This window comes from Virgisporangium aurantiacum (assembly GCF_016863635.1).
In the GTDB taxonomy this organism is placed as follows: domain Bacteria; phylum Actinomycetota; class Actinomycetes; order Mycobacteriales; family Micromonosporaceae; genus Virgisporangium; species Virgisporangium aurantiacum.
Map to the genome: position 1 here is coordinate 70,665 of NZ_BOPG01000014.1, position 13,501 is coordinate 84,165.

Annotated in this window: 12 protein-coding genes; 4 read left to right on the top strand and 8 right to left on the bottom strand. The window is 70.2% G+C overall.

Going from position 1 to position 13,501, the window contains the following annotated elements; all coding sequences use genetic code 11:
• Window positions 1-92: 92 nt before the first annotated feature.
• From Vau01_RS13385 to uraD, 4 genes are read right to left on the bottom strand one after another with little or no spacing between them, the layout of a single operon-like run.
• Window positions 93-950, bottom strand: coding sequence for an FAD binding domain-containing protein (locus tag Vau01_RS13385; protein WP_203991637.1), 858 nt, complete (start codon window positions 948-950; stop codon window positions 93-95).
• A complete protein-coding gene (gene pucL, locus Vau01_RS13390; RefSeq protein ID WP_203991640.1) occupies window positions 938-1,843 on the bottom strand; it encodes a factor-independent urate hydroxylase in 906 nt (301 codons plus the stop codon). Before pucL ends, Vau01_RS13385 begins: the two co-directional genes overlap by 13 nt.
• Window positions 1,843-2,169, bottom strand: a complete 327-nt coding sequence (gene uraH, locus Vau01_RS13395) for a hydroxyisourate hydrolase (RefSeq protein ID WP_203991651.1) — start codon at window positions 2,167-2,169, stop codon at window positions 1,843-1,845. The genes pucL and uraH overlap by 1 nt, the downstream gene beginning before the upstream one ends.
• Entirely contained in the window at window positions 2,166-2,663 is a 498-nt protein-coding gene (gene uraD, locus Vau01_RS13400; RefSeq protein WP_239151559.1) for a 2-oxo-4-hydroxy-4-carboxy-5-ureidoimidazoline decarboxylase, read from the bottom strand. Before uraD ends, uraH begins: the two co-directional genes overlap by 4 nt.
• Before the next feature lie 396 nt (window positions 2,664-3,059).
• Here uraD and Vau01_RS13405 point away from each other — a divergent pair, with 396 nt between their 5' ends.
• The 3 genes from Vau01_RS13405 (at window position 3,060) to Vau01_RS13415 (ending at window position 6,691) form a co-directional block, all read left to right on the top strand.
• Window positions 3,060-4,085, top strand: a complete 1,026-nt coding sequence (locus tag Vau01_RS13405) for an ROK family protein (protein WP_203991656.1) — start codon at window positions 3,060-3,062, stop codon at window positions 4,083-4,085.
• Between the two features lie 465 nt (window positions 4,086-4,550).
• Window positions 4,551-5,888 (top strand): aspartate aminotransferase family protein, encoded by a 1,338-nt coding sequence (locus tag Vau01_RS13410; protein ID WP_203991658.1) that lies wholly within the window; start codon window positions 4,551-4,553, stop codon window positions 5,886-5,888.
• Window positions 5,888-6,691, top strand: coding sequence for an MBL fold metallo-hydrolase (locus Vau01_RS13415; RefSeq protein WP_203991661.1), 804 nt, complete (start codon window positions 5,888-5,890; stop codon window positions 6,689-6,691). The genes Vau01_RS13410 and Vau01_RS13415 overlap by 1 nt, the downstream gene beginning before the upstream one ends.
• A 25-nt stretch (window positions 6,692-6,716) precedes the next feature.
• Here the strand turns inward: Vau01_RS13415 and Vau01_RS13420 are convergent, their stop codons facing one another.
• The 3 genes from Vau01_RS13420 to Vau01_RS13430 all read right to left on the bottom strand — a co-directional run bounded on the left by Vau01_RS13420 (window position 6,717) and on the right by Vau01_RS13430 (window position 11,384).
• Window positions 6,717-8,306: an alkaline phosphatase D family protein gene (locus tag Vau01_RS13420; RefSeq protein ID WP_203991664.1), complete on the bottom strand. Its 1,590-nt coding sequence runs from the start codon at window positions 8,304-8,306 to the stop codon at window positions 6,717-6,719.
• A 99-nt stretch (window positions 8,307-8,405) separates the two neighbouring features.
• Complete coding sequence (locus Vau01_RS13425) at window positions 8,406-9,980, bottom strand: alkaline phosphatase D family protein (protein ID WP_203991667.1); 1,575 nt, start codon at window positions 9,978-9,980, stop codon at window positions 8,406-8,408.
• 360 nt (window positions 9,981-10,340) lie between these two features.
• Entirely contained in the window at window positions 10,341-11,384 is a 1,044-nt protein-coding gene (locus tag Vau01_RS13430; RefSeq protein WP_203991670.1) for an arabinan endo-1,5-alpha-L-arabinosidase, read from the bottom strand.
• Between the two features lie 482 nt (window positions 11,385-11,866).
• Here Vau01_RS13430 and Vau01_RS13435 point away from each other — a divergent pair, with 482 nt between their 5' ends.
• Window positions 11,867-12,127, top strand: coding sequence for a CD225/dispanin family protein (locus Vau01_RS13435; RefSeq protein WP_203991673.1), 261 nt, complete (start codon window positions 11,867-11,869; stop codon window positions 12,125-12,127).
• Here Vau01_RS13435 and Vau01_RS13440 read toward each other — a convergent pair.
• The gene (locus tag Vau01_RS13440) at window positions 12,121-13,377 is read right to left on the bottom strand and encodes an NAD(P)/FAD-dependent oxidoreductase (protein WP_203991677.1); all 1,257 of its coding nucleotides are present in this window, start codon (window positions 13,375-13,377) and stop codon (window positions 12,121-12,123) included. The genes Vau01_RS13435 and Vau01_RS13440 overlap by 7 nt on opposite strands.
• Window positions 13,378-13,501: the final 124 nt, after the last annotated feature.

Consider the following 13,501-nt stretch of genomic DNA (forward strand, 5'->3'; position numbering starts at 1 on the left):
CACGACCGGACCGCCGGTCGCTCTCGCATCCGCGGTGAGCCGCCGTTCGCGGACGAGTTCCCGGCCGACCCGTTTCCGCATCGCCGCCACGGTCATGCCGTCCCCTTCCGGTATTCGTCCCAGGCCCAGGTGAGCGTGCGGCGGCCGAGCACGGAAAGCGCCTTCCTGCGGTACGCGGCGGTGCCACGCACGTCGTCGATCGGTGAAGCGGCGGCCGCGACCAGCTCACCGAACCGTCGCGCCAACAGCTCAGGGAGCTCGCCCCGGGTCTCCCACGGGAGGTCGGCGGAAAGCGCTTCCCCGTCGGGTGCGCGGACGGGCGTCGGCGCGGCCGAACCGATCCCGGTGCCGATCGTGCGCCGCTCGGCGTCGAGCGCGACCGCCACCGAACAGACGGCGATCACCATCGCGTTCCGGGTGCCCACCTTCGCGAACTGCTGCGGGCCGGGCGCGGGCGGCAGCAGCACGGCGGCGATCAGTTCGTCGGGCCCCAGCACGCTCTTCTTGGGACCGGTGAAGAAATCGCCGATCGGTACCCGCCTGGTGCCCTCGACGGAAGCCAGTTCCACCAGCGCACCGGCGGCCAGCAGCGGCGGATGGGCGTCACCGGCCGGCGACGCCGACCCGAGATTGCCACCGATCGTGCCGCGGTTGCGGATCTGCGGCGAGCCCACGGTGCGCGACGCCTGCGCGAGTCCGGGCAAGCGCTTTCCCAACTCCGTGATGACGCGCGCGTACGGAACGCCGGCGCCGATCCGGATCAGTTCACCGTCGGTGCCGTGCGTGGACAGCTCCGGAATCCGCGTGAGGTCGAGCAGCGCGGCCGGCCGCCGCCGATCGAAGTTCAGCTCGACCATGACATCGGTTCCACCGGCGATCGGCACCGCGTCGCGATGCTCGGCCTTCGCCGCGAGCGCGTCCGCCCAGGTGGCGGGACTCAGGAAGTCCATGCCTGCGGCGCCTCCGGTAGCTCGTCGTCGCGCACGGTCGCCTCGATCAGTCCGTACGGGCGGTCGTCGGCGTGGAAGACCGTACCCTCGTTGGACAACCCGAACGGCGCGGTGTCGACGAGGAAGTGGTGCCGGTTCGGCAGCGACAGGCGGACCTCGGCAAGCCCTTTCCCGGTGCCGAGCACCGCCTGCCCCATGGCGAACAACGTCTCCTGCAACGCCCGGCTGTAGGTACCGGTGAAGGCGTCGGAAAGCGCTTGCCGAGCGGTGGAGTACGAGGTGTTCCAGTCGGCGTCCGGCGCGGTCGGCGTCGCTGTCGCCTCCGCGGGGTCGCCGGCCGGGCCGGCCGGGGCGTGACGCCAGGCCGCGGTGACCGACGTCGCCAGGATGCGATCGGTCGTCTCGGCCAGCGTCGTGTAGCGATCCTTGATGAAGCCGACGAACTCGGAGTCGGTCGTGTTCATCAGCACGAGGCCGGTGACGCCGGAGATCACATGCTCACCGCCGTCGGCGACGGTGATCCGGGCGGTGCGGGACTCGCCGCCGTCGCGCTGGAACGAGTGCGGGCCGAGCCGGCGCCAGGGGTACGCCTCGATCGTCACCACCGCGCGCGTGATGCTCGGCGTGGTGACGAAGTGCCGCGCCAGCCGCAACCCGAAGTCCTCGATCGCGCCCACCCCGTGCTCGGCCGCGAAGGCGTACACGGTGTTCTTCTGCGTGTCGGTCGGCAGCACGGCCGAGTTGTCGCCGACGGTGTGCGCGGCGTCGAGGTCCCCGGAGAGCGCCACGCTGACGTTGAGATCCGTCAGCACGTGGCTGGGCGTCGTCCGGTCGACGTGCACCATCCGGATCTCGGCCTTGCCGTACCGGTTGGGACCCAACGTGATCGCCATCAACTCCCCCGGTAGGTCGTCAGGCCGTACGGGCTCAACAGCAGGGGGACGTGGAGGTGCCGGTCCGGCGCCGCCACGTGGAAGACCACCACCGCCGTCGGGAAGAAAGCGCCTTCCCCGAGGTACGCCTCCGTGTCGAAGGTCAGCCGGTACCGGCCCGCGACGAAGCGAGCCGGGGGGACCCAGTCCCGCAGCCGACCGTCGCCGTCGGTACGGCCGTCGGCGATGAGGCGCCAGGTGTCGCCGTCGAGATGTTCCAGCGTCACCGGCACGCCGGCTGCCGGCTCGCCCCGCGCGGTATCGAGCACGTGGGTCGACAGCGTCACGTCAGCAACCTCTCCAGCCGTAGCCGGGTGATCTTCGCTAGCTCGGCCCGGACCGCGGCCTGCTCGGTGATCTCATCGTTGCGCAGGCGTTCGCGCGCTGCCGCGAGCATCTCACCGGCCGACTTCCCGGTCGCGAAGATCAGGAAAACGTGGCCGAACCGTTCCTCGTAGGCCTCGTTCGCCTCGATCAGCGCACGCGCGGTCGCGTCGTCGGTGTCCTGAGCGCCGGCCTGCTCCCGGCGCGACCAGTCGGCCTCGGCCCCCTGGCGCCGGATCCGCTCACCGATGCGGGGGTGGGCGGCAAGTGCAGGTTGCAGGTCGACCCAGTCGAGCGCGGTCAGCACCCGGTCGGACGAGTCGAGCATCTCGCTCGTCGTGGGGAAAGGCCTTTCCTCGGCCAGCGCCAGCGCCCAGGCCGGCGCGGCGCAGCAGACGACCAGCTCCTGCGCGGCCTCCGCCGGGGAAAGCGCGTTCCAGTCCGCCAAGGCGATCACCATTCCCACCGTGCCACAGATCTGTTTCGGCTACCGACCAGCGGCCATGATCTTTCGTGGCGAGAACGGGAGCGGAGCCCGGCGGGAACGGGAGCGGAGCCCGGCTGGAACGGGGGCGGAGCCCGGCGCGAACGGGGCAGACCCGGCGGGAACGGAGCAAGCCGGCGGGAACGCGGGCCCGCCTGGTGGGAACGTACGCGGCCTCGCGTGGGAGTACTGGCAGACCTCCGCGGAACGCAGCCCCCGCCTGGCGGGAACGCGACGGCCCACGCGGGAACGCAGGTGGCCGCGCGGGGCCGCGCGGGCGAGCGGAAACGCGTCCGGCCCACATCGGCACCCGTTCCACACCCTCATGATCCTTCCGCCGCGGCGGACGTTCGACGCACAATAATCGCTATGCGCACTCCCGCCTCCTGGGTGGTCGTCGGGCTCGACAACGGCGGCACCACCAACAACGCGACGGTGCTCGACGCGACCGGCCAGTACCTGGTCGACCAGCTTGTGGAGACACCCAGCCGCGTGCTGGAAGGTCCCTCCGTGGCGGTCGAATCCCTGGCGACGGCGTTCGATGCGATTCTGGAACTGACCGGAACGGTGCGCACCCTCGTGCGCTCGGTCGGCCTGGACACCCCGGGGCCTGCCAGCGCCGACGGCGTCATCTCGTCGAAGGGCGCCACGAACTTCTCGCAGCGGGAGTGGTGGGGCTTCGACATCCGGGGAGCACTGGAGCGCCGCCTCGGCCTGCCCGTCGTCTACACCAACGACGCCAACGCGGCCGCTCTCTACGCGCACCACCAGTACTTCGGCGCCGACGCCACCGCGCGCTCGTCGGTGTCGGCGATCGTCGGCACGGGCCTCGGCGGCGGCGTGATCCAGGACGGCACGGTGATCACCGGCGCGGCCGGCATGGCCGGCGAACTGGGCCACGTCCATATCCCCACCCACGGTCTGCTCGAGGCCGACCAGCCGATGCCGCAGTGCAACTGCGGTTTCGAGGGCGACACGGAGAGCTTCGCCTCGCTGACCGGGATCGAGAAGAACCTCCTCCCCTACTGGCTCACGCGGTATCCCGACCACGAGCTGGCCAACATCGATATCCACAAGGCCGCCAAACTGCTCCGCGGCTTCGGGGAACGGAACGATCCGCTCGCCATGGCCGTCTTCGGGCAGCAGGCCAAGGCGATCGGCCGGCTGTTCACGATCGCGGCGAACGTCACCGATCCACACGCGTACTTCGTCGGCGGCGGCGTGGTCGAGGCCGCCCCGCACTTCCGCGACTGGTTCCTCGCCACCGTCCGCGAGCACACGCTGCTCCGCGAGGAGCAGGAGCACGCGTCGACGTTTGCGCTGGTCCCCGACCTCGACATGGCGGGCGCGCGGGGCGCCGCCGTCGCCGCTCTGGACTCGGTCCAGCGCGGCTGACATCGGCGGCAGGGCGCCGACGCGGCTCGGGCGCGCGGACGGCGCCACCGCGCGTAGGCACCCGGGACGGCGCCACCACGACCTAGGCACGCGGACGGCGGCATCACGACCTGGGCACGCGGACGGCGCCACCGCGACCTCGACACGCGGACGGCGCCGCCACGACCCTGGGCGCCCGGGTCGGTCGTGACAGCGCGACCGGCACCCGGGCCGAGCTGGCAGCGGCCCGGGCGGCGTGCTCGGCGAGCAGTGCTCACGGCCAGGTCGTTCGTGGCCGGCGGACAGCGTCCCGCGGCCGATGCTCGGCGCGGCCATCCGGACGCCGGACAGCGTCTCCGCGACGGCGCCTCACGACGGGCGGCTCTGTGGAACACGCCGAACAGCTGTAACAGAACACGTATTGTCTGGTGACGGTTGTGCCATTACGGTCGGCGGCATAGTGCTGCCACTCCGGGAGGTCCTCCGATGACCAGCCAGGCGTTTCAGGACGATCGTGCGCACGTCTTCCACTCGTGGTCGGCGCAGCGTGCTCTCGCACCCGCCGTCGTCGTCGGTGGTGAGGGGGCCTGGTTCTGGACCGAGGATGACACCCGCTACCTCGACTTCTCGTCGCAACTGGTCAACCTCAACATGGGCCACCAGCACCCGCGGGTGGTGGCGGCGATCCAGGAGCAGGCGGCCGCGCTGTGCACGGTCGCCCCGTCTTTTGGCAACGCCGCCCGGAGTGAGGCCGCGCGCCTGATCGCGGATCTCGCGCCCGGCGATCTCAGCCATGTCTTCTTCACCAACGGTGGCACCGAGGCGAACGAGCACGCGGTCCGGATGGCGCGACTGGCCACCGGTCGCCACAAGATTCTCGCGGCGTACCGCTCGTACCACGGCGCCACGACCGGCTCGATCACGCTCACCGGCGACCCGCGACGGTGGCCGAACGAACCCGCGATGCCCGGCGTCGTGCGGTTCTTCGGGCCGTATCCGTACCGGTCGCCGTTCCACGCCGAGTCGGAGGCGCAGGAGAGCGAGCGGGCGTTGGCGCATCTCGACGAGGTGTTCACGCTCGAGGGTCCGCAGACCATCGCCGCCGTCATCCTGGAGACGGTGGTCGGGACGAACGGCATTCTGGTGCCGCCGGACGGCTACCTGGCCGGCGTACGCGAGTTGTGTGACCGGCACGGCGTCCTGCTGATCTGCGACGAGGTGATGAGCGGCTTCGGCCGGTGCGGCGAGTGGTTCGCCGTCGACCGGTGGAACGTCGCCCCGGATCTGATCACGTTCGCGAAGGGGGTCAACTCGGGGTACGTGCCGTTGGGCGGTGTCGTGCTCGGGCCGCGCGTGTACGAGACGTTCGCGGAAAGGGCTTACCCCGGGGGTTTGACGTACTCGGGGCATCCGTTGGCCTGTGCCGCGGCGGTCGCCACGATCAACGCGATGAAGGACGAGGGGATCAACGAGCGGGTACGCCGTCTCGGCGAGGAGGTGGTGCGGCCGCGGCTGGCGAAGTTGCAGGAGCGCCACCCGTCGGTCGGCGACGTCCGCGGACTCGGCCTGTTCTGGGCGATCGAACTGGTGAAGGACCGGGCGACCCGCGAGATGCTGGTGCCCTACAACGCCGCCGGCGAGGCCGCGAAGCCGATGCTCGAGGTGGCCGCCGCCTGCAAGGCGCAGGGCGTCTGGCCGTTCACGCACTTCAACCGCCTGCACGTGGTGCCGCCCTGCGTCACGACCGAGAAGGACCTTTCCAACGGGCTGGACGTGATCGACGACGCTCTCGACGTCGCCGACCGCTACTACACCGGCTCCTGATGGCGTTCTCCGGCGCGCCGATCTGCCGCACCTGTGGGGTACAACAGGACGTTGAAGCCGAGGTCTGCCCGATCTGTGCGGACGACCGTCAGTACGTCGGCTGGAACGGGCAGCTGTGGACGACGGTGACCTCGCTGGCAGCGGACGGACACCGTGGCGTCGTGCGGGAGGAGGGGCCCGGCCTCTACGGGGTCGGCGCCGAGCCGGCGACCGCGATCGGGCAACGTGCGCTGCTCGTGCCCGGGGAGGGCGGAAACGTCCTGTGGGACTGCGTCTCCGTCATCGACGACGCCACTGTGGACGCCGTGCGCGCGCAGGGCGGGATCGCCGCGATCGCGATCTCGCACCCGCACTTCTTCGGCTCGATGGTCGAGTGGAGCGACGCGTTCGGCGGCGTGCCGATCTACGTGCACGAGGCCGATCGCGAGTGGGTCCGCCGGTCCGGCAACGTCGTCCTCTGGAGCGGTGACACGCGGGAGATCCTGCCGGGACGCACGCTCGTCAACTGCGGTGTGCACTTCCCGGGTGGAACGGTTCTCCACTGGGCCGGCGGCCGCGCGTTGTGCACAGGCGACATCGTGATGGTGGTGATGGACCGGCGTTGGGTCAGCTTCATGTACAGCTACCCGAACCTGATTCCGGAGCATCCCGAGACGATCGCGCGGGCGGTGCGGCTGTTGGAGCCGTTCGACTTCGACTCGATCTACGGCGGGTGGTGGGGCCGGGTCCTCACCGGTGACGCGAAGTCGAGGCTGCTGGCATCCGCGGCACGGTACAACGAACACATAGGGGTTGATCGATGACGCTCACGGCGTCATCGATTCTTTTCTAGCCTTGCGTGCTGACCAGCCGGACCCCCGGTACTCCCGCAAGGACCTCGAACCTCGCGGCCGTGACGATGTTGGCCGCCGGCGTCTGCACGGTGTCCACGGTGCGCAGCGCGACCTGGAGGCTGTCGGCGGTGAGTTCGCACACCATGTATCCGCGTCGATTATCGATGAACTTCCAATGTGGGCTCTCCGCCATGATCGGGTCGAACAACGCGTGGAACGCGGTGCGGCTGTAGTCGCCGCCGGAGGTGATCGACGTGCCGGTCAGCTCGGCGCCGACGACCGGTGACGCCGGGTCGTCGAAGTCGGGTTTCAGATCGCAGACCCACGTGGCGTGCCGGTCACCGGTGAGCACGACCGGGTTGCTGGTGCGGCCGGAGCCGAAGAAGTCCAGCAATCGGCGCCGTTGCACGCGATAGCCGTCCCAGCAGTCCATCTCGAATGTCTGCCGCGGCCCGGCGACGCGATCGTTCTGCGCCCACATCACCTGATTGGCGAGCAGGTTCCAGCGCGCGCCCCCGCGCATTCCGCGGATCAGCCACTCCTCCTGCCGGGCGCCGGTCATGGTCATGGTCGGGTCGTTGGCCCTCGCCAGGTTCCACGGCTGGGCGGTGCGGTACTGCCGCGTGTCGAGGACGTGCAGGCTGGCCAACGGACCGAAGTCGAGCCGCCGGTAAATCTGGGACTCCAGGCCGTTCGGCAGCGACTGCCGCCGCAGCGGCATGTGTTCGTAGTACGCCCGGAGCGCGGCTACGCGTCGGGCGCGGAAGGACTCCGGGGTCTGCCGGGTGGGGTCCTGCGGATGTTCGTCGGCCCAGTTGTTGTCGATCTCGTGGTCGTCGAGGGTGACGATCCACGGGAACGAGGAATGCGCTTTCCTGAGGTCGGGATCGGTGCGGTACTGGGCGTGCCGGTTGCGGTAGTCGGCCAGCGAGTACGGTTCGTCGATGCCCTCGTGCAGGCGCGTCGCGCCCTTGTTCGGCCCGTTCTCGTAGATGTAGTCGCCGAGGAAGATGACGAACGCCGGGTCCTCGTCGACGAGGTGCGGGTAGGAGGTGAAGTAGCCGGCCGCCCAATCCTGACAACTCGCGAACGCGAAGCGCAGTCGGCGCGGGCTCTGGTCGGCGGGGGGCGCGGTGATCGTCCGGCCTGTTTCGGACGCCTGTCCGTCCGCCAGGAAGCGGTACCAGTACTCGCGGCCCGGCCGGAGGCCGACCAGTTCGACGTGCACGGAGTGCGCCAGTTCGGGCTGGGCAAGCGCTTTCCCGCGCTGCACGATACGGCGGAACCGGTCGTCCTCGGCGACCTGCCAGTCCACCGATACGTCGACGTCGGGCATGCCTCCGCCGGCGACCGGGTCGGGGGCGAGGCGTGTCCACAGCACGACGCCATCGGGCGTGGGATCACCCGAGGCGACGCCGAGCGAGAACAGCCCGCTGGGCAGGGTCGGCGTCGGCCGGGGAACCGGCACGGCCAGGGGACTCTGCCCCTCCGGTCCGATCAACGCCGGACCGACGACCAGGCCCGCGACCGCCCCGGCGGCCTGTGCCACGAACCGACGCCGGCTCAACGGATAGGACAACGGCATGCGCCGATGCTATTGATCGGAAGCCAGGAACCCCGCATTTGGCGTCCGTGGTCCCGACTTGTCTACAGATCGTGCTTTGACGCCTACTGTTCGTGCCGGTCAGACGATGTGGACCCCCGGCAGCCCCGCCGTCACCTCGAACTGCGCGACGGTCGACACCTGGGCCGTCGGCGCGAGCACCGTGTCGACAACCCGCAGCCGGGCGTGCAACCGCTCCTCGCTCACGTCACAGACCATGTAGCCGCGCTGGTTGTCGATGAACTTCCAGTGCGGGCTCTCCGCCATGATCGGGTCGTAGGTGGCGTGGAACGCCGCCGTGTTCGCGTTGCCGCCTGTGGATATCGAGGTGCCGGTCAGTTCGGCGCCCACCACCGGCGACGCCGGGTCGTCGAAGTCGGGCTTGAGATCGCAGACCCACGTGGCGTGCCGGTCACCGGTGAGCACGACCGGGTTGCTGGTCCGGCCGGACCCGAAGAACTCCAGCAGGCGACGGCGTTGCGCCCGGTAGCCGTCCCAGTTGTCGAGGTCGAAGGTCTGGGTCGGGCCGGCGGTGCGGTCGTTCTGCGCCCACATCACCTGGTTGGCGAGCAGGTTCCAGCGGACGTGCCGTTCGCTCATCCCGCGTACGAGCCAACGCTCCTGCTCCTCGCCCGTCATCGAGCGCGTCGGATCGTAGGTCTCCTCCAGGGTGGCGACCTGGTCGCTGCGGTACTGCCGGGTGTCGAGGACGTGCAGGTTGACCAGCCGTCCGAACGACAGCCGCCGGTACAGCCGCATGTCCAGCCCGTCGGGGATCGACGAGCGACGGAGCGGCATGTGCTCGTAGTACGCCTGGAACGCGGCGATCCGGCGCGCCCGGAACGCCTCCGGCGTCTGCAGGGCCGGGTCCTGCGGGATCTCGTCGGCCCAGTTGTTGTCGAGTTCGTGGTCGTCCAGCGTGACGATCCACGGCACGGAGGAATGCGCTTTCCTCAGGTCGGGATCAGTGCGGTACTGGGCGTGCCGGTTGCGGTAGTCGGTGAGCGTGATCGGCTCGCCGGTACCCTCGTGGAGGCGGGGGGCGGCCGGGTTGGGCGTGTTCTCGTAGATGTAGTCGCCGAGGAACGCCACGAATGCCACGTCCTCGTCGATCAGGTGCGGATACGCGGTGTAGTGGCCGGCCTGGAAGTCCTGGCAACTGGCGAACGCGAAGCGGAGGTCGTGGACGCGTTCTCCGGGTGCCGGAGCGGTGCGCGTCCGGCCCGTCTCGGAGACCTGCTTCCCGACCCTGAACCGGTACCAGTACTCGCGGTTGGGCCGCAGGCCACGCAGTTCGACGTGCACCGAGTGCGCCAGTTGCGACCGGGAAAGCGCTGTCCCGCGCTGCCGTACGCGGCGGAACCGCTCGTCCTCGGCGACCTCCCAGAACACCGGCACGTCGACGTCGGGCATGCCGCCGCCGTGAACGGGGTCGGGCGCGAGGCGCGTCCACAGCACGACCCCGTCCGGGCCCGGGTCACCGGAGGCGACACCGAGCGCGAAGAGCCCGTCAGGAAGCGCGGGCGAGGCGCCGGGCCGCGGGACGGCGCGGGCACCGTCGGGCCCGATGAGTGCGGGACCAGCGACGAGCCCGGTGACGGCCCCGGCGGCGCTGGCGACGAACCGGCGGCGGCTGATCGGATACGGGAGCGACATACGTCGATGCTATGGCGGACGGGGTGAACGAACGACCCCCGCCCGCACGAACGCGACGTGAACCGGTGGGCGAGACATGCGCCTTTGGATGGCGCGGTTAGCCTCGGGGACGGCGCTTGCCCTGGGCTGTCGCGCGGATTTGCCTCGGGGACGGCGCTTGCCCTGGGCCGTCGCGCGGATTTGCCTCGGGGACGGCGCTTGCCTCGGCGACAGCGCCCGCCCCGCAACGACAGCGCTTGCTCAAGGACAGCGCTATCCCGGACCTCACCGCTGGCCGCAAGAGGCAGCGCCCGTGCCCGGGATAGCGCTTTCCTCACACGAGAGAGCCTGGCCGTGCGACGACGCTCGCGGCCGGCGGTCTCAGTACACGAACGGCCATCCGGCCGTGTCGTAGGCGAGCAGGTTGATCCCGAGGCGGGACTGCCCGTTCGACAGGTAGTAGTGGTAGATCAGCACGTCGGAATCGGTGTCGGAAAGTACGGCCTGGTGCCCGGGTCCGATCACCGTGGTGTGCCTGGCGAGCACCTGCGTTCCGCCGCCGGACGTCATCGGGGTTCCGGCGCGGTCGGCGTACGGGCCGGTGATGCTGGTCGACCGGCCGACCATGATGCGGTACGTGCTCTGGGCGCCACGGCAGCACAGGTCGAACGACACGAACAGGTAGAAGTATCCGTTCTTCTGCACGATGAACGGGGCCTCGATCGCGGTGCTCCCCGACCTGGACGCGAGCGGACGCACGGCGGTGTCCGTCGTGGACCGGCGACCCGTGGCCGGATTGAGGCTGATCAGCTTGATGCCCGTCCAGAACGATCCGAAGGTCAGCCACCATCGGCCCTGCCCGTCGACGAACAGGTTGGGGTCGATGGCGTTGTAGTCGTTGGCGCTGCTGCTCTCGATGACCAGGCCCTCGTTGACCCACGAACCGGCCGCGCCGGTGGTGCTGGTGGCGAGGAAGATCGCCGACCGCTGCGATCCGAACGTGGAGGCCGAGTAGTACATGTAGTAGCGGCCGTTGCGGTAGGACAGGTCGGGCGCCCAGAGGTTGCGGCCATTCCCGGTGTACGTGTTCGCCCACGGCGTGCCGTTCGGGAACGCCGACCCGGCGTTGCGGATGGTCACGCGATCGGTGGACGTCTTCAGGCTGACCCCGTTGCCCGTCATCGCGAGCAGGTAACCGCCTTCCGGACGGCGGATCATCACCGGGTCGTGCGCGCCGGTGTCGCCGGTGAGACGGCCGGGGGCGGGATAGGCGGCGGGCGGCACGGTGGGGGTGGCAAGTGCGACCGGGGCGCTCAGGGCACTCGGGGTGGCGGGAGCGGTTGCGGCGCGAGTGGCGGTCGCGGCCGTGACCACCACGAGGGCCGCAAGTACTGCGGAAAGCGCATTCCTGCTGGTGGGTGTCATGGGAGGAGCATAGACGATTGTCGATTGTTATCGTTATCAAAACCGGGCGCGGAATCGGGTCGGCTGCCGACGTTGTCCGCCCGTGGGCCGATGGGCACCCCGGGTCTGTTGTGCTGCCCGGCGCGGCCGGGCTTGTCCCGCCGAGTTGCCCGATGGGGCCGAGAACGGGGTGCGAGCCGCTGAGGACGGAGGAACGGTGTCAACGGGCCGGCGATGCCAGCCCGGCGACAACGGAACACCATGAGGCACCGGCAAGGACGGCAACGGCGAGGACGGGGACGGGGACAAGGCGGCGGCGACAACGGAACGACCATCGGCAACGGCGAGGACGAGGCAGCGACCGCAACGGCAACGGCAACGGCAACGGCAACAACGGGACGATCATCGGCGGCGGCGACAGCAACACCGAGTGACACGACCCATTCACCGACTGTTGCGGTCGACCCTTACCCTGAGCGTCCATCGATATCCGTGGAGGCGCAATGACGTACCCGGACCGGCCCGATACCAAAGCCCGACTGTGGCTCGGCCTGTCCATCGCGGCCACGCTGCTGTGCTGCACGCTCGCCGGCATCGTCGGAATCGTCTACTCCGCCCTGGCGGTCAACGCCGAGAACCGGGGCGACTACTACGAGGCCCTGGAGAAAGTGGGCAAGGCCAAGGGCTGGACGATCACGGCGATCGTCATCGGCGCGATCATCACCCCGTTGTACATCTACTTCACGCTGAACACCGACTACTGAACGACGTCGGGGTAGCGCGGCCGCAGATCGGCCAGGACCGCGCGGGCGGCGCGCCGGCCGGAAGCGAGCGCCCCCTGGATCGAACTCGTGTCGCGGTGGTCCCCGCACACGTACAACCCCTCGCCGAGCCGCACCCGGCCCCGCAACGGGTGCGGCGCCGGCATCGCCGGGAGGGCGTACGGCACCGGGTACGCGGCCACGGTGGTCCACGCGCCGGCATCCACGCCGTACAACCGGGGCAGTCGCTCGTGGACGCGGCGCTCAGTCGCGTCCACTGTGGACGGAACACCGAGCACGGACGTCGCCACGAGGCTCGTGCCCGGCGGCGCATAGGCCGGCGCGACGGCGCTGACCACGACGCTGTTCGCCAGCAGACCGTCGGTCGGGTCGACGCGCAGCACCGGCTCGGGGTCCAACGGTTGGGTGGTGGCGTGATAGTACGTCGTCACCGCGTTCCAGGACGGCACGCGGATACCCGGCAGCAGCGTCGCGGCGGACCTGGCGTCGGTCGCCACCACGACCGCACGGGCGGCGTACCGCTTGCCGTCGGCGGTGCGCGCCTCGCCCGGCGCCACGGTGCTCACGGCCGTTCTCATACGTATGGTTCCGGCCGGCAGCCGCGCGACGAGTTGCTCCGGTAGCTGGCCCATGCCCGCCGCGGGCAGGGCCGCGCCACCCCGCAGGAAAGAGCGCCAGACCAGGTGGAAGAACCTACTGGACGTGGTCAGCTCACCCTCCAGGAACACGCCCGACAGGAACGGGGCGAGCACGGTGTTGATCAGCCGGTTCGAGCAGCCGAGCCGCTGCAGTTCGCGGTGGGTGGGGCGGTCGGCGCGCAGCTTCTTCCGGGCGCCGACGAGGTCGCGGCCGCTCAGCGCGGCGAGCGCGAACAGGTCACCCGGCCGGAAAAGTCCTGAAGAAAGCGCTTTCCACGCACCGGCGACCGCCGCGGGAGTGAACGCGAGGAGGTGGCTGCCGTCGTCGGTGTGCACGCGGACGCCGGGTAGGAACGGTCGCAGGTCGAGTGCGGAGAGGTCGAACTCGCGGGCGGCCGCGGGATAGGCGGGGCACAGCACCTGGAACCCGGCGTCGAGCCGGAACCCGTCGACCAGATCCGTGCGGACTCGACCACCGACCTCGTTGGCGGACTCGAGCACCAGTACGTCGATGCCGGCGTCACGCAGGCGGCGCGCGGCGACGAGGCCGGCGAGCCCGGCCCCGACCACGACCACCTCGGCGCTTTCCACCATCCGATTCACCCTAGGCCCCCCGACCCAGCCTGTCCGCCGAAGCGACGCAAGCCGGTTCGAGAACCGCGGCACAGGCCGGAGCGACGCAAGCAGAGCGACACAAGCAGAGCGGCACAAGCCAGCA